Source organism: Thiorhodovibrio frisius, from assembly GCF_033954835.1.
Classification (GTDB): Bacteria; Pseudomonadota; Gammaproteobacteria; order Chromatiales; family Chromatiaceae; genus Thiorhodovibrio; species Thiorhodovibrio frisius.
Genome location: NZ_CP121471.1, coordinates 5,197,283 through 5,213,703, shown reverse-complemented (window position 1 = coordinate 5,213,703; position 16,421 = coordinate 5,197,283). Strand labels below are relative to the sequence as shown.

The 16,421-nt window shown below is 56.1% G+C and carries 17 protein-coding genes; 2 read left to right on the top strand and 15 right to left on the bottom strand.

Annotated features, from left to right (window positions below; translation table 11 throughout):
- Positions 1–228 precede the first annotated feature (228 nt).
- From Thiofri_RS23670 to Thiofri_RS23640, 7 genes are all read right to left on the bottom strand, one after another.
- The gene (locus tag Thiofri_RS23670) at positions 229–729 is read right to left on the bottom strand and encodes a hypothetical protein (protein ID WP_143741894.1); all 501 of its coding nucleotides are present in this window, start codon (positions 727–729) and stop codon (positions 229–231) included.
- 20 nt (positions 730–749) lie between these two features.
- A complete protein-coding gene (locus tag Thiofri_RS23665; RefSeq protein ID WP_009149083.1) occupies positions 750–1,064 on the bottom strand; it encodes a nucleotidyltransferase family protein in 315 nt (104 codons plus the stop codon).
- Between the two features lie 117 nt (positions 1,065–1,181).
- Complete coding sequence (locus Thiofri_RS23660; RefSeq protein WP_040856895.1) at positions 1,182–1,853, bottom strand: Uma2 family endonuclease; 672 nt, start codon at positions 1,851–1,853, stop codon at positions 1,182–1,184.
- A gap of 46 nt (positions 1,854–1,899) precedes the next feature.
- Entirely contained in the window at positions 1,900–2,040 is a 141-nt protein-coding gene (locus Thiofri_RS23655; RefSeq protein WP_083848508.1) for a type II toxin-antitoxin system RelE/ParE family toxin, read from the bottom strand.
- Positions 2,040–2,327: a hypothetical protein gene (locus tag Thiofri_RS23650; RefSeq protein ID WP_009149077.1), complete on the bottom strand. Its 288-nt coding sequence runs from the start codon at positions 2,325–2,327 to the stop codon at positions 2,040–2,042. Before Thiofri_RS23650 ends, Thiofri_RS23655 begins: the two co-directional genes overlap by 1 nt.
- 227 nt (positions 2,328–2,554) lie before the next feature.
- The gene (locus Thiofri_RS23645) at positions 2,555–3,505 is read right to left on the bottom strand and encodes a hypothetical protein (RefSeq protein ID WP_323705746.1); all 951 of its coding nucleotides are present in this window, start codon (positions 3,503–3,505) and stop codon (positions 2,555–2,557) included.
- A gap of 160 nt (positions 3,506–3,665) precedes the next feature.
- Positions 3,666–4,073 (bottom strand): glycosyltransferase family protein, encoded by a 408-nt coding sequence (locus tag Thiofri_RS23640; protein WP_040855882.1) that lies wholly within the window; start codon positions 4,071–4,073, stop codon positions 3,666–3,668.
- A gap of 94 nt (positions 4,074–4,167) precedes the next feature.
- Between Thiofri_RS23640 and Thiofri_RS23635 the strand changes: the two genes are divergently transcribed.
- Both Thiofri_RS23635 and Thiofri_RS23630 read left to right on the top strand, forming a co-directional pair.
- On the top strand, positions 4,168–4,446 hold the full coding sequence (locus Thiofri_RS23635) for a type II toxin-antitoxin system RelE/ParE family toxin (RefSeq protein WP_009149069.1): 279 nt from the start codon (positions 4,168–4,170) through the stop codon (positions 4,444–4,446).
- Between the two features lie 17 nt (positions 4,447–4,463).
- Positions 4,464–4,766, top strand: coding sequence for a HigA family addiction module antitoxin (locus tag Thiofri_RS23630; RefSeq protein ID WP_009149068.1), 303 nt, complete (start codon positions 4,464–4,466; stop codon positions 4,764–4,766).
- 146 nt (positions 4,767–4,912) lie between these two features.
- Here Thiofri_RS23630 and Thiofri_RS23625 read toward each other — a convergent pair whose 3' ends face one another.
- The 8 genes from Thiofri_RS23625 to Thiofri_RS23595 all read right to left on the bottom strand — a co-directional run bounded on the left by Thiofri_RS23625 (position 4,913) and on the right by Thiofri_RS23595 (position 16,196).
- Positions 4,913–5,782 carry a hypothetical protein gene (locus tag Thiofri_RS23625; RefSeq protein WP_009149065.1) on the bottom strand — a complete coding sequence of 290 codons (870 nt, stop codon included), beginning with the start codon at positions 5,780–5,782 and terminating at the stop codon, positions 4,913–4,915.
- Positions 5,783–6,065: 283 nt separating this feature from the next.
- The gene (locus Thiofri_RS23620; RefSeq protein ID WP_009149064.1) at positions 6,066–8,135 is read right to left on the bottom strand and encodes a glycosyltransferase family protein; all 2,070 of its coding nucleotides are present in this window, start codon (positions 8,133–8,135) and stop codon (positions 6,066–6,068) included.
- Positions 8,136–8,150: 15 nt separating this feature from the next.
- Positions 8,151–9,989: a B12-binding domain-containing radical SAM protein gene (locus tag Thiofri_RS23615; protein ID WP_009149062.1), complete on the bottom strand. Its 1,839-nt coding sequence runs from the start codon at positions 9,987–9,989 to the stop codon at positions 8,151–8,153.
- Positions 9,986–10,984, bottom strand: coding sequence for an NAD-dependent epimerase/dehydratase family protein (locus Thiofri_RS23610; protein ID WP_009149061.1), 999 nt, complete (start codon positions 10,982–10,984; stop codon positions 9,986–9,988). The genes Thiofri_RS23615 and Thiofri_RS23610 overlap by 4 nt, the downstream gene beginning before the upstream one ends.
- Positions 10,981–12,315, bottom strand: a complete 1,335-nt coding sequence (locus tag Thiofri_RS23605; RefSeq protein WP_009149059.1) for a nucleotide sugar dehydrogenase — start codon at positions 12,313–12,315, stop codon at positions 10,981–10,983. Before Thiofri_RS23605 ends, Thiofri_RS23610 begins: the two co-directional genes overlap by 4 nt.
- Positions 12,316–12,654: 339 nt before the next feature.
- Positions 12,655–13,032, bottom strand: coding sequence for a nucleoside-diphosphate sugar epimerase/dehydratase (locus Thiofri_RS23600; protein WP_009149058.1), 378 nt, complete (start codon positions 13,030–13,032; stop codon positions 12,655–12,657).
- Between the two features lie 171 nt (positions 13,033–13,203).
- Positions 13,204–14,106 carry a glycosyltransferase gene (locus tag Thiofri_RS24905; RefSeq protein ID WP_009149056.1) on the bottom strand — a complete coding sequence of 301 codons (903 nt, stop codon included), beginning with the start codon at positions 14,104–14,106 and terminating at the stop codon, positions 13,204–13,206.
- A gap of 83 nt (positions 14,107–14,189) precedes the next feature.
- Positions 14,190–16,196, bottom strand: coding sequence for a TIGR04326 family surface carbohydrate biosynthesis protein (locus Thiofri_RS23595; protein WP_190275813.1), 2,007 nt, complete (start codon positions 16,194–16,196; stop codon positions 14,190–14,192).
- Positions 16,197–16,421: the final 225 nt, after the last annotated feature.

Below are 16,421 nucleotides of genomic sequence, written 5' to 3'. Positions count from 1 at the left end.
GGTCATGATTTGCAGCTGTGGCCGCCCGAGCCCACCGGCCTGGTCGAAATAATGCTCCGCCGGCAGCATGTCCCGCTCCGGCCAGGGGAGATCATCCAGCGGCGCTAGCGCGGCAGCCGGTGCTTTGACGATGCGCTCGGGTCCACCGCCGCCACGATCGCGATAGAGCAGATGTCCAATGCGGTCGCAGCCACCGCTCGCGCGTCGTCCCGTTCTTTACTTGCTTGATCATGCTCTTAAGGCGCGCTCCAACACCTCATGGAGTTCAGCATCCAGCGGGCGGCAATCCAGCCATTGCTGGCAGAAAGACACTAACCGCGCAGCAATCTGTACCAGTTCCGGCAATTCCGCATGAATTTGGTTGAAGTGCGCGGCCGTGACAGCCGGCTGAAGATCATAGTCGTGGGCCGCTTGGTTACGCATTTTTCGCACTCTGTGCCATTGTGCCACCGAGGTAATCACGCGGTGTTTCTCAAAAAAAACCAGGACACTTAAAAATGTCGGCGCGGGTTCCGCCAGCATGAACGCCGTATGACGCATGACTGAACCCAACACATCCTGCAGTTTGGCAAAGAGTTCATTCAACGCGGCTAATGGCTCGAACCAGTCGCCATCCAGGCGATGTTCGCGCAAGGCTGCTACCGTCAGAGGCCAAGTGACTTTACCATCGACCAGCAGCGCAAAGTAGGCGCAGCGCTCAAGTGCGGTGAGTTGTTCGGCCAGATACAAGTGTTCCGCGGACTCGGCGTTCATCTAACATCCTCCTGAACTGGCGGGATGTCACGCGCACGCGCTAGCGCCAACTGCTCGAAGGCGGTGCGCGGCCCTTGTTGATCAATCACCAAAATATCCACTGGCAGCCCTAGTTCCAGCTCCAGTTGCCAACCCAGATCAGCCTTTTGAGCGAGTGAAACGGGCGTTTCTGCACGCAAGAGCAAATCCACATCACCGCCATAAGCGGCATCGTTCAGGCGTGATCCAAAGAGCTGCACCCGCACGCGCTCCCCAAGCTGCTCGCGGGTCAAGCGGTGAATCGTCTGGCGTTGTTCGGCATTCAAGCGCATAGAGTTTATTTCTGTTGGCCCCATGCGAATCAGATCATCGCTCAATCGGCTTTCGTCGGCAGCTGGTGGGCGTCGAACCAGGCGTCCAGCTCGGCGGGGGCGCTCCCAGGCGGGTGCCTAGAGCCTAGCCGCGAGTTGGTCCTTAAAGGCATTGTGTTCCGGGGTTTTTAGGCCGGTCGCCGCGGTTGCTAGCACATCTTGCATTTCCATCTCAAGAAGTGAGGAAACGTTTAGCCACAGACCTGGAAACACTTGGCTTTTGAGGGTGCCGTTTTGGTCAGCATCCAAGGATAGGTATCGGCCATCTGTCAGAAAAAACCAGTCAAGGCGCTGGTCCTCGACCTGCCATAGCACATACTCTGCAACGCCGTTGCGGCAGTAGACGCGCATTTTTTGGTGCCGATCATAAGAGGCGCTGCTGCTGGCGACCTCGACGATCAGCTCCGGCGGGCCGGCAAGATAATCGTCCTCGGTCATCCGTGATTGACCACCCGCGCGTTCGTCAATGCGCATCAGGGCATCTGGCTGCACTTCGTTAGTGGCATCAAGCCGCAGAGTGGCATTATCGGCAACTTCCACCGCAGGCAGGGCGGCGGCGTAGTAGCCGAGCCAGGTCATGATCTGGCTATGTGGGCGTGCATGGTGGCGGTAGCGTAAGGGCGATGCCGTATACACAATCCCTTCGACCAATTCAGCCTTTTTTTGTCTGGGCATCGCTTGATAGCGGCGCTCAAATTCCTCGCGGGTGAGGTGGTCGCCATTTTCAAGCCAGGCGGTTGGATCATGCACGGCGACTGCTAAGCCACTTGCGTCACCAGCCGTGCTTACCCCGCCCTTATGCATAAGACTGGGAGTACTCATGCTTCTTGGAGAACAACTCGTCAAGGGCTAAAGCAGCGGCTGGGCTATCGGCCTCAATGTAGTCATAAATATCATCGCGGTCTCTGATCGCCTGCGGCGTCCAAAACAACTCCATCATTCAGATGCATCAAGTTGACGGCGCGTTGCAGCGCGTCGAGCTGCAAACTTCGCCTCCACCTCAGCTGCAGGCACCAATTTGCCGGCGTTCGCTGAATCCAATCCGATTTTTACCTGGCGGAGAAACCAATCCTCATGTTCGGACGTCTCTTGATGCTGTCGCACAAACTCGCGCATGAATTCCCGAAGAAGCTGTGCCCCGTTCTGATCACAAGATTTAGCTGCCCGCGTGAATTGATCTTTAAGGACGTCATCGACTCGGAACCTAAAGGTTGCTTCGCTCATGGCTGCCCCAGCATATTCAGAAACTTAAACAACGTATCAACAGCACTATCGTAGCGACCTTCCACTGGCCATAAATCTCCCCTCGCAACGAACCATCAACACCCCACCAGCAAGCCGCACTCCGCCGCCAGCGGCAGACCAACGCGACGGCAGAAAACGGGGACGGGTTCGGTTTTTGCGCTTAAATTGAGTGCCATTCGGATCTGGGTCCTTTGATTTTATTATTCTCAATGATCACGCCGCAGTTTAGCCAGCCAGGCTTCGATGGTGGCTGGTTCAAGTCCCCGGAGCCGGTCCTCGGGATCAAGCCCCCGGAGCCGGTCCTCGGGATCAAGCCCCCGGAGCCGATCCTCGGGATCAAGCCCCCGGAGCCGGTCCTCGGGATCAAGCCCCCGGAGCCGATCCTCGGGGTCAAACCGCTTGAGAATCGCTTCGGGATCGCTGCGGATGGCCTCGTCGATGACCATCTCGTGGGTCTCGCGCAGAAATTGTTTCATCGTGTAGGCCATGTCAGGCTCCTCGCGTCGGTAGAGTCGATACAGGTGTTCGAGCAGCTCCCAGTAGCCCTCGTCTTCCGCATGCGTGTGGCGTGCGCGGTAGTGCGCCAGCCCTTGGCGCATCCGATCTTGTTCGCTGGCAAAGAGTTCCCATGCGGCGTTGCGCGGGTGCGGTTCAATGCGGTTGAGCACGATGACCCGCACCACATGACCGCCCCAGGGCAGGTCATAGACGCCGCCCCAGTTGGTGGGTTGCAACGGATGCGCGTGCGTGAGCTGCTCGGGGTAGCGTGCGGCCACCGCATACAGGCCAAAGGCATCGGTCGGGTAACGCTTGCCCTCGTCATCAAGCCGCTGCTTGCGGTAGTTGACATAGTGCCCGGTCAGTTCGTCAAGCACCCAGGCGGTGAGCGCTTCGTGATGGGATTTATACGTCAGCAGGTTGTGCGCGCGCAGGTTCTCCAGGCCATCGGGCAATTCGGGCGGTTCCTGGCGGGGCGTCTCCTGGCTCGCCGATTCGATGATCGCAACATCAAGCAATTGGCTTTTTAGGGCCATTTCCAGTTCCAGCTCAACGACCCAGGGGGCCTCGGCGAAGACATCCATCAGCGCAATGCCGAAGGCCCGATGCCACTGGCGCAGCGGGTCTTTGTCTGACGGGGTAGGCATGTCACTGTCCATGCCGTTAGTCTAGCCGATTCCCTTCCGCCGTTGGCGGCTTGGGGTGGGATTTAACTAGCATTGGCGCGAGCCGTGGCTGCTGCCAGCAATGGGTTGTTCAATACTCGGCGCTTTCTCTGGAGGCGCTCTAGCATCAGGCGCGCATCGAGCAGAGTGATTCTTAGCCATGGTGCCGGTCGGTCAGCCGCTCGGCGGCGGCGATGGCTTCCCGCTCCTCATCGTGCTCCAGGTAATACCGCAGTTTGGCCTCCAGTTCCGCCATATCGCGGTAGAAGACCATTTCCCGGTCGGGCTCGAACAGCTCGCGCAATTCCGGATTGTCGTTCACCAGCTGAAACGCACCGCAGCCGGCCACCTCGAAATGTCGGAGCTTGGTCTGCGGGCGCCCTTCCCCATCGGCGCTGAATGAGGTGTTGACCACGATTCGCGCCTGGTGATAAATGCTTACCAATTCATCCTGCTCGGGAAAGCCGCGATGCCGACGGTGCAGAGTCGGGTGGTGATCCCAACCCCATTGCGGTGATGATCGCCATGGCCTGCTAGTGAAATCCGGCCAGGCTGCGATCATGCTCGGTCCCCGTCCTTAATTGTCCAAAATTCGCGACAGCGCAAATGTCTCACCCCAAGTTGCATACCGTATAGTCACGCTATACCATGACGCCATGATCCGAAGTTTTCGCCACAAAGGGCTTGAAACCTTCTACCGAACAGGCAGCAAGGCTGGCATTCAACCGCACCACGCCAAACGCCTGAGCGCTCAGTTATCTGCCCTAGACGCGGCAACCTGTCCAGAAGACATGGGTTTTCCTGCTTGGCGCTTGCACCATTTGTCAGGCGAGTTTTCTGGCTTCTGGTCTGTATCCGTCAACGGCAATTGGCGCGTAATCTTTCGATTTGTTGGCGAAGAACCAGAACTCGTTGATTATCTGGACTACCATTGACTGAGGAACGACGAGTCATGCATTCTATGCATAACCCTGCCCACCCCGGCGAAATACTCAAGGATGGCTGGCCCGAAGCGGTCACCATCACAGAGGGAGCGAAACAACTCGGAGTAACACGCGCCGCTTTATCAAGAATTCTGAATGGCCATGCCAGCATCAGTGCCGACATGGCTCTACGCCTTCAAGATTGGCTTGGAATTGATGCGGCGATGTGGCTGCGCATGCAATCCGCTTATGATCTTTGGCGAGCCAAGCAGAAGCAAAATCGCCCACCGATTCAGCTGCTTAGTTCTCAAATCCACGCCCCACCACAATGATGGATGAATGGGTCGCGAACGACCATGACACGCTGCTCGCCTAGCCGCCCTGCGAGGCTGATTATGTGAGGATACCTCAGGGACGGGTTCGGTTTTTGCGCTTAAATGAGTGCCATTCGGATCTGGGTCCTTTGATTTTATTATTCTCAATGATCACGCCGCAGTTTAGCCAGCCAGGCTTCGATGGTGGCTGGTTCAAGCCCCCGGAGCCGATCCTCGGGATCAAGCCCCCGGAGCCGGTCCTCGGGGTCAAACCGCTTGAGAATCGCTTCGGGATCGCTGCGGATGGCCTCGTCGATGACCATCTCGTGGGTCTCGCGCAGAAATTGTTTCATCGTGTAGGCCATGTCAGGCTCCTCGCGTCGGTAGAGTCGATACAGGTGTTCGAGCAGCTCCCAGTAGCCCTCGTCTTCCGCATGCGTGTGGCGTGCGCGGTAGTGCGCCAGCCCTTGGCGCATCCGATCTTGTTCGCTGGCAAAGAGTTCCCATGCGGCGTTGCGCGGGTGCGGTTCAATGCGGTTGAGCACGATGACCCGCACCACATGACCGCCCCAGGGCAGGTCATAGACGCCGTCCCAGTTGGTGGGTTGCAACGGATGCGCGTGCGTGAGCTGCTCGGGGTAGCGTGCGGCCACCGCATACAGGCCAAAGGCATCGGGCGGATGGCGCTTGCCATCGTTTGCAACCCGCTGCTTGCGGTAATTAACGTAGTGCCCGGTCAGTTCGTCAAGCACCCAGGCGGTGAGCGCTTCGTGATGGGATTTGTACGTCAGCAGGTTGTGCGCGCGCAGGTTCTCCAGGCCATCGGGCAATTCGGGCGGTTCCTGGCGAGGTGTCTCTTGACCTGCCGATTCGATGATAGCGACATCAAGCAATTGGCTTTTTAGGGCCATTTCCAGTTCCAGCTCAACGACCCAGGGGGCCTCGGCGAAGACATCCATCAGCGCAATGCCGAAGGCCCGATGCCACTGGCGCAGCGGGTCTTTGTCTGACGGGGTGGGCGCGTCACTGTCCATGCCGTTAGTCTAGCCGATTCCCTTCCACCGTTGGCGGCTTGGGGTGGGATTTAACTTGCATTGGCGCGAGCCGTGGCTGCTGCCAGCAATGGGTTGTTCAATACTCGGCGCTTTCTCTGGAGGCGCTCTGGCGTCAGGCGCGCATCGAGCAGGGTGATTCTCAGCCATGGTACCGGTCGGTCAGCATTGGTTCGGCGGGCAGTCAGGTGCGACCATGTCACCACGAAGGGCGCGAGCGTTCCCACCCGGGCGGAAGCGCTCGACCATCGCGTTACGGGACTGCTCAGGGCAGCAGCACGCTCCACACCGGCGCGGCCAGGTCATACAGGGGAACGAGCGTTGCGCGGCCTTGGTGCGCGGAAAGATCCCGACAGATGGCCGGGCCCGAGGTTTCGGCGGCAATCAGGATGATGCCGGGTTGCTGGTGCTCGATGGCCTCCGGGCCGACAATGGGCCAGTGGCGCAGGGTCTTGCCGGCCAGGCGGCGGTCGGCGAAGCCAAGCAGCCGGACAGCCGTTGCCTCGGCCAACAATGGGGTGATCTGATCCACCATCTCGCCCTGGGCGCCATAAATCAGCAAGGTCTCGCCGGTGCGCGCGAGCAGGGCCAGCAACGCGCGCAGGGGCTGAAGATAGGCGGCTTCGGTCAGAAAAGAGGCGTCAGCACTGGTGGTCAGGATGACATCGTTCACCAAGCGGCCAGTTGGCAGCGGGTCCAGCGCGCGCAGCGCATCCAAATCACTGCTGCGATAGGCGCGCAGCGCGGCGGCGGCCTGATGGGGCCGGACCAACAGGTTGCATAGCGGATAGAGAAATTCGGCATCCTCCAGACAGCTCAGGTTAGCGCGCAGGAGATCGAGCAGCCGTGGTTGGCAGCGGGTCTTATCCACCCGTTCGTGCAGCACCAGGCCGCGGATGTCCTGCTTGCGACGATGCAGGCGATTGCCGTGCAAACGCGCGAGTTGGACGAAGGTGCGCACGCCCCAGGCATCGACGGGGGCCTGATCCCAGCCGGGGTTCAGCACTGTCAGCTCACGGGTGAGCAATTCGAGTGCCGGATCGAGAAACAAAAGGGCGGTCGCGTGGGCGAAATCACCGGCCGCGATCTGGCCTTCCAGCCGTTCCAGTTCCGTCTCGGTGGCCGGCACGGGGAGCTGCTCGACGATCGGATGGGCGGCTGGTCTTGACTTGATAGAGAGTCTTGGCTGGGCCGATGTTATTGGCTGTGTGAATGGTCTTTTCTGTGCGGACGGTATTGGCTCTGTGGATGGCTCTGGCTGGGCAAATGGTTGCGGCGGCGGACCGAAAATTGCCGCCACTCGCTGCGTCTGGGTATGCTCCCGCCGCGCGCGCCGCTCGGCGGCAGCGGCGATGGCTTCGCGTTCCTCATCGTGCTCCAGGTAATACAGCAGCTTGGCCTCCAGCTCTGCCATATCGCGGTAGAAGACCATCTCCCGGTCGGGCTCGAAGAGCGCGCGCAATTCCGGATTGTCGTTCACCAGCTGAAACGTGCCACAGCCAGCCACCTCGAAATGCCGCAGCTTGGTCTGCGGGCGCCCTTCCCCATCGGCACTGAAACCGGTATTGACCACGATTCGCGCCCGATGATAAATGCTGACCAATTCATCCTGCTCGGGAAATCCGCGATGCCGGCGGTGCAGGGTCGGGTGGTGATCCCAACCATGGCCAAAGAGCGCAAAGTCAATCCCGTGCCGCTGACAAATGGCATCAAGCTCAACAAGCGTCTGCTGGCGATCCCAGCCCTCGCGCACATAGTGCTCCGGGTTATTGCGCTGGCTCATGTTGGCGCCGGCAAACACCACGTCATAGCGCTTGCCCGCCGGAGCGGCGGCACCTGAGCCAGGATGAAACAGCGCCGGGTTGTAACCCCATGGCAGATACGTGACCTGTACTCGGCAGTCCCCGGCGCGGGCTAGCGCATGACGCCGCTCCACCCCGGCACGCGAGGGCGAGTAGATGCGATCATAGCGATGATCGTAGGCGGCGTTTTGCCGAAACCAGACCTCGGGGTCGTCATCGGCGTGAAACACGATCACCTCCAGACCGGCCCCGCGTGCCCGCTCGAAAAAGGTATCGCTAAACTCGGCCTGCACCGCCTCGGAATAAAAGAACAGCCGCGCGAAGCCGCCTTGCTGAATCAGCCGGTAGAGATATTGTTCCGTCAACTCGCGGCAATAGGCGCTGCGCAGCGGCGCGACATCCACAAAGGCGGTGTCATAGGACTGTCGCAGCGGTGTCACCCAGTTATCCCGCACAAAGCGGATCGACAGCGCGCCGACCATCAAGATGCGGCCGTTCGCGCGCACCTCAGGTGCGGGCATCAGTGACGACATGATCTCGGTCGACGCTCATAAGGGTCGCATCGTCCCGTCCATGGTGACCCCGATGATCCAATCTCCCACCGCAGCGCGGGCGACTTCGATCACATGCTCATAGCCGGTGCCCAGAGCGTTGTTGAACGGGATCAGCGCCCCCACCGGGCGATGCGCGTCGCGCACCCCCTGCGCCAGCTCGCGCAGCGGCTCCAGCCGGAAATCGCCGGTGTTGTCGAACAGATGCAGCTGCGCGCTGGCGGCCCCATCTAGTTCATCGGCAAAGCGCCGGTGCGCGAGCAGATGCACCCGGTAGCCCGTCTCGGTCACCACCTGAGCCAGCGCGCGGGTCAGTTCCGCCGGGGCGCTTTGGAGCACCAGAACCGCTGATCCGGCGGGAAATGCCTGCGTCATCCGCTCCCGCAGCGCGGCGCGGAATGCGTCCGACTCTAAAATCCGCTCGCGCGCCCGCGCGACCAGCCGGTCGCGGTAGCCGCGTCGCACATAGGCTTCGAGCTGGTCTTGCGTCAGGCTATCGGTGCGCGCCACCGCTTTGCCGGCGCCATCAAAGCGTTCCCAGTCGCCCGGCTTGAGCCAACCCTTCGCCACAAAGTGGTCGTACATCTTGGTGCCGGGAAAGGGCGTGGCGATGGAGAACTGCACGCTGTCCGCCGGCAGGCGCGTCGCGAGCGCGATGGTCTTTTCGATGCTCTCAGCGGTGTCGCTCGGGTGGCCGAAGGTGAAGGTCAGATGCACCCGAATACCCAGCGCCTTGGTCAGCTCGACCTGCTCGATCACCTGCTCAATGCGGATGCGTTTGTCGATGGCATCCAGCACCGCCTGATCAGCCGACTCCACCCCATATTTGACCGTGTGCAGCCCGGCCGTCTTCAGTTCCGTCAGCACCTCTTCATCCATGTGGTCGGCGCGGCACATGGCGCCCCAGGGCAGATCGGTGATGCCGCGTGCCTGCAACTCCCGCGCGAAGGCCAGCACATGGCGGCGATCAATATTGAAGGTGTCGTCATCGACATAGAAGCTGCGATACGCGACCTTGGCCAGATTGGCCTCAATCTCATCGACCACGTCTTTCGGATCACGGCGGCGGTAGGAGTGCCCCTTGTAGACCATCTGCGGCCACACGCAGAAAATGCAGCCATAGGGACAGCCGCGCGAGGTCAGGATTTGCAACTGCGGCCGCTCCAGTCCACCGGCCTGGTCGAAATAATGCTCGGCCGGCAGCCTGTCCCGCTCCGGCCAGGGCAACTCATCCAGCGGCGGCAACGCGACATCCGGCGTCTTGACGATGCGTTCCTGCCCATCCTCGCCGCAGTCGCGATAGAGCAGATGACCAATGTGATTGAAACGACCGCGCGCGGCTTGAGGCTGGCCGTCCCTGATTGCGTGCAGCAGGTTGACACAGCTGCGTTCATACTCGCCGATCAGAATGAAATCAATCGCTTGTTCGCGGCGCAGAAACCCCGGCTGTTCCAACTCGCCATGCACGCCGGTTAACACCAGGTACCGGCCGGGTCGCGCCAATTGGCGGGCGATGGTCAAGTCATTCTCAATGCTCGGCGTCGCGGTTTCCAGCACCAGCACATCCGGCGCAATGTCCTCCACCGCAGCAAAAAAGGCTGCATAGGACTCCCCCAGAGCGACCGAATCACGCGCCCGCGCGTCAAAGCCTTCGCGCGCCGCCAGCGCGCAAGCCGTGGCGAGAAAAAACGGAAAAGGCAGATAGTTCCCGACCAGATCGCCGCCATGGTAGGGCGTGGTATGCGGCCAGCGCGAGCCGGCGCGAATGCCACGAAAGCCCGGCTCGCCCTTCTCCGGCTGCCGATGCCATGGCGGGTTGCAGAAGAGAACCTTCATTTGATGAGCAACTGATCCCGATGCAGCCGAACATACTCAATGCAGTCATCCAAAATGGCCTCGACACCAAAGCGCGGCTGCCAGCCAAGCTGCTCTCGTGCTTTATGCGAATAGCCAACCCGAAAGCGCACATCCGCCGCCGGCGCTTCCAGATGTCGGAACCTCGGCATCGCCTTATCGGGGTTGACTTTCTGCCAAATGCGCACCGCCAAGTCGCGTATCTTGAACGGCTCCGCGCCGCAGAAATTAAAATTTTCTCCCGCCGTGGCCTTTTCCAACGCAAGCACCGTGGCCTCGGCAATGTCCCGGGCATGGGTAAAGGTACGCACCTGCTCGCCATCGCCGAGGATTTCAAACGGATCCTGTCCGATCAGCGCCTTATAGACAAAGTCCGGAATCACATGCGCCATGCCAAAAGCCACCTGCCCTTGGCGATCAAGCATCGGCAACTCACCGCTGCCAACCGCGTTGAATGGCCGAATAACCAAATCTCGCAGACCCAACTCCCGAGCCGCCCCAGTCACCAGATACTCGCCATACAGCTTCTGCATGCCGTAATTGGTAAAAGGCACCAACTGATTGCGCGCGCCCGCCTCGGTCACCGGCTCCTGCACCCGCTCATACACCATGGAGGAGGAGAAATAAACAAACAACGCCTCCGGACAGGCCGCCAAGGTGCAATCAATCGCGTGGGTCAGGATTTCGTTATTGTCCCGCGCGATGCGATAAGGAATGCGATGAAAATACTGAATCCCGCCAATCAAAGCCGCCAGACAGAGCACGATGTCATAGCCCTTGAAATCCACCGGATAAAGAGCCCTCACATCCTTGATTTCAAGCCTCACAACCGGATGCTTGAAAAAATCATGCTCCAAATACCCATACTTGGAAAAATTATCGACGATGGTGAGCGTATACCCATGCCCCAGCAACTCCCGTACCAGATAAGAGCCAATAAAGCCAGCACCCCCCAACACCAACACCCGCTTGCTCATGCGTCCTCCCTGTCCTGATGTCCGTTCGGCTCGCAGTTAGGCTCCGAACCCGCCGCACCCTCAATCTCCCGATCTGGCTCATGGCGGTAAAACATTCGCTTCCGCCCGGTCATGTTCCAAACATCCGCGATCAGCACACCCGGCCGCAACCCCACGACCAATTCGGGCCAATCGCGGCGAAAAACGCTGTGCATGTTCGCGATCACCACCACATCGGCATCCCGCAGCGCCGCCTCCACCGACAGGTTCTCAAACTGCTCATCGCCGACATCCAGTCCCCGACCCAGCGGCAAATTCGGCTCCGCCACCCGCACTGAAAGCGGCACCTCGCGCAGCAAATAACGCAGCAGCTTCGGAATCAAGCTATCGCGAATGTCGTCACTGTCCGCCTTAAAGGTAAAACCCAAGACCGCCACCCGACTGCGCCGCAGATCCGCGCGCTCGTGCAGCTCATCGACAATCACCTTCGGCATGGACTCATTGATCCGCCAGGCCGCCGTGAACAAATCCGTCTGCGGGAACAGCTCCGAGATCATCGCGAAATCCTTGCGCAGGCAAGGCCCCGCGGAAAACCCGGGGGAATACAGGATCGGGCGCGGATAATCCCGATTCGTCACATCCAGCAGCTCATGAATATCCTCATCAAACTGCCGCGCCACCATGAAAAAATAATTCACCAAGGCAAAATAGACATACCGGCTGGTATTGCAAAACAACTTCACCAACTCAGCACCGCGAAAGGTCACGCGAAAAGTCTCGTGCGTCAGCTGCTTAAACAGCCGATCAGCCCGTTCCCAACTCCCGTCGTCCATCGCCCCAATCGGTTGCGGCAGCCGACTCATCTCCTCAAGCGCCCGCCCCTCCAAAATCCGCTCCGGCGCATAGGCCAGAAAAAACTCCCGCCCCACCTGCCAGCCACGCTCCACCTCAATCCGGCGCTGGACAAACTCAGTCGTCCCCACAACGACAGTAGAGCGAAGAATCACCAACTGCCCTTCCCTCAGCCGAGGAATCAGAACCTTCAGCACCGCATTGAGATGACCAAGATTCATCTCGAAGTGCTCAACAAAGGGCGTCCCGACGGTGATGATAACCGCTGCCGCATCAGCAGCATCAGCGACTGAATCGGTGGTAAAAAATTCCAAGCCAGACGCTAGCAATTCCTGACAACCCGTCTCCATGAACGGCATCTTACCAGCCCTAGCCCCTTCGATGATGCCAAGATCCCTATCGATGCCAAGAACTCGCAACCCCCGCGACGCAAAAAGCAACGCCAGCGGCAAGCCAACCCGGCCTATACCGACGACAGCTAACTCATAGAGCGCGGTCATCACGCCCGTCCCAGTATTTGCTGAAACGCCGGAATAGGTTTATTATCGAAGCGGTTCATTTACATGAGGGCAGTGCGCAATATTAAATCCGAGTGCAGAAATTTAGGCGACAGATCACCGACCTGTAGCGCCAAAAAAAGAAACCACCAATCGAATCGCTCTTAAAAAAAGCGAAAATCAAAATCCAAAACAACATCGACTCGCAGTGTAATTTAGCTATACCCATGGCTACCCAGGGTGATTAAAGACAACCAGACGAGACGGTAAAGAAAAATTTATTCGAACAACTTTCTGCTGATTCCATGCACATGTAATAAAACGATACCGCAACCCTTCTCATTAAAAAAAAATAACTTTGATTCCCCACCCGATCATAAAAAGCATAACAGCCACCAACACGAGACAGCCGAGCGGAACTTCATCTTCTCCGCTCAAAATTTCTGCGGGAACAACAACAATTTTCGATTTCAAAATACCATACTCCCGCAGTAACTGATACATAATTTCAGGAGCATAAACACTTGCGATGAAAATTTTATCAACATCGCGATTAACAATTTCAGCGGGCGGCCATACAAACCTCCCCATGAAATCCTGCCCGTGCTTGCTCCGGTCATTATCCACAAAACCAACGATGTCATATTCCTTTCGCAAGCTTTTTAAAGCGCGACGGCCCCCTAAACTCGCCCCAAAAATTATGCCTTTTTCCTTATTCATTGCAACCTCAGATATAACTCCGAACCACACAAAACCCGATTCGACTACACCAAAATACGTCGATAGTTTTTGCAACGACTTCCTTCCGCACGCGGATTCTCGGAAAGCCGACCCGACAAGCTCGGTATTTCTAAACTCTTGGCCAGTCGAAAAGAGGGATATTAGCTCTTCCTAGAATAAGTAGTGCTGATAGGCTCTTCCCCAACAAAATCCAAATGCTCGAATAACGCCGCAAGTCAACTCTGTGATCCTTTCAGCAAGAGAGAGGCTAGGCCTAAATGCCCCATAAAATGCCATTGTCAAATGACGCCAGGAACATCCACATAATAACCGTATAATAGCTTTTCGGCCTCGCCACGACCTTACTCCCCAACTCGAAGGCGTACTAAAAAAAATGCTGCCCCTTCCATAGCAAAAAAATGTCCTAAACAACCCTCTAAAGGAGTCTCGATGCTCATGCCTTACCCTGCTTCCTGAACAAATTCCCAAACGCCCCCCGGCCAAACGGATTCTCAATGCCAACTCAGGATCTTCTCCGCCAGGCCATCCGATCTGCTCATTAAATCCCCCAACTTCTTCAAACGCTCGCCGGCGAAAAACAGCGTTCGCTGTTACCAAATACGATGTTGCGCCACCGCAGTATAACGGATGTCCCATAATTCCAGACCGATCAACCCAACGGCTCATCACATTATCATGAAGTCGCACGATCATCCCACCGATACCCGCAAGCGAAGCATCTCTATCTGCACAAATGACCATCTCCGAAAGCCAGTTCGAGTCAGGCACGCAGTCATCGTCGATAAAGGCAAACAAATCTCCGCGAGCCACCCGTGCACCAAAATTTCGCGCACTCGCTGGCCCACGGTTGTTTTGTGAAAGAACCCGAATTTGCAACCTTGTGTCGTTGTGTAAGGTTCTCAAATAGCCCCCTGTTCCGTCGGTAGACCCATCGTCAACAAGGATAACCTCAAACCGTTTAGAAGGAAAATCCTGAACACGGAGAGCGTCGACTAACCGTCTCAGCCGGAACTCTCGATTGAAGGTTGCGACGATTACAGATACACTCAACATACCTTCTCCCGGTTAGCTTCGCCAACTGTTTATTAGTAGGCGCTCGATCTGCTCCCCGACTGCTAAAGCATCAACATTTGGCTCTAAAGATCGGGGGGTGCACTGAGTATTCTGCGCCACCTTGGTAACCTGTCATTTAGCAAAAAAAAGTCTTGTCTATCGGCCTTCAATGACATAACTTTCAATTCCGCGTTTTTGAAAATTTTTATTAGGTCGTTACTCGTGGAGAAAAAAAATACTCCCGGAAAACCTCTAAGCGGACTCGTATTAAATTCATCAGGCCCAAGCCAAACAAGGACTTTTAAACCGGAACAATAGGCATCAACCGCAGCAGATGTGGCTCCCGCAGCAATCGCGATATCAAACTCAGAAATCAACTTGCCGACCGGTTGATTCGCTTTTGCCATTGCGAACTGTTCATTTTTTGGACAGCGCAGAGGACACGCTGGATGGAATCTCAATGTCACCGTGATATCTGGAAATGAATTAATAGTTGATTCAACCACTTGCAAAGAAGTGCGCGTAGAGACTGCGGAAATATCGCCCAAAAAAAGCGCACTTCGGATGGTGCGATGCCAACTTCCAGTCTTACTCTCATCTGGCACCTCTCTATGCAACGTTATACTTGTTTCCCCTTTTCCAGTAAGGTATCCGTATCGTAAGGCCTCTACATCATGCAGCTTTTTTTTCGGGGCGCCGCTTCCCTCGAGCAAAATTTTCCCGCTTGGAGATCCTATAGCGAAAATTGACGGCAACGGCATACTCAAGACATCCGCTTGCAAATATTCACGGTAATCATGAAAGTAACGAAGATCCCAATATCTGATTGTTGAATGGCAAAAACCTATAAGACGCCCGTGACCGTTGCTTAACCACGCTGAAATTAGCGCCTTTTCCCAGCCATAATTTTCAAGCAAGAAGATCCCCGTATGTTGCCGATCGATTCCATCTAGGGCAGCCTCAAAAAGGTTTAAGCTCAGACAATTCTGCCCCGCCCGGCCGAAGAGAAAACCGATTCTGAAATCCCGCTTAAGTATTGGCCATAAATTGATCTTCGAATGTTCTGGCCGGAATAGATGGCGCACTGATCCCATTCTTAAAAACGCTAGGCACAAAGCGCACCAATCTCTAGCTGTCCTTCGCAAAACTTTCGCCGAAACGAACGCGTCTAGCAGTACATGCAACTCAGTACCTTCCGACCTTTTGTTGAGCATCGCAATAATTTCTTTTGCAGCATCAACCGTTGGAACGGTCGAACACGGGACAAAAATATGTAACCAGCGAGTTGGCCTCTTTTCGGCACGCAAATGCCAAGGCAAAGCTCCCCAATAAGCACTCTCAAACTTACCGTCTTTGAGCCGATTATGATTAACCTCACCAAGATATGAAACCGCAAGTATCCCTGACTTTTGGTTTTTCCAGCTCTTGAGTTCACACCCACGGACACCGAGAAAATGAAAAATTCTATACCACACGCTGCCACCATAAAGATCAAAAAGCGTCGGCACCTTTCGGCGAACATAATACGTATATGCGCGCCCAATCTTTCTTAAACAATCTTTATACCAGCGTACACCAATAATGAAAAACGTTTTCCTCTTTTTTGCAAATTGCTTACCCTCTTTTAGCCATTGAAATTGAACGCCGACCTCTTTGCACCAACCACTTAAACATTCAGCAACGTCCGCCTGCCCGCCGTCATAGGTAAGAGAACCTAAGTTCAACTCCGGTAAAACAATTAGTTCTAGCGCTAATAATCGGATGACCTGATTAATGTATTTGCTACCTAGTAAATTGTCTTTTTCTGCTATTGGCAAAAGCCACCACGCACTTAGAAAATCTCGAAGCCTAAGATGCTCTATAACTTTCATACCCCGTACTTGACTACGCCCAAGCAAAAAAACAAAAGCAAGGTACGCCTGCCGGACCTCATCTGAATTCTCTTCTACAATATTGTTAATACACCTCGCGCCAGTTATATCTTTCCATGCATCTGATTTCCACAACAAGTCCGGCTCCAAGGCTGGAGCTCTCAGGCCTGTACTATCAAAAATCACAAATGCTCTTTTTTTTGACTTTTTGTATGACAACAAATTAACCCTAATTATTTGATTTTACGATCAAGTTAACATTTTTTCTAAATTGCGATTGCTTTGTCAAGCGTATTTTACAACAAACCACAAGATTCTTTAAACGAGGCATTTTTCTATTTACATAGCTCATCAAAACTCGCCAAAACACGCCTCCGCCTAATAAGCGAAGTGCCTTATCTTGCATAACCAGCAAAACGATTAATATTAACGATTCCACCACCA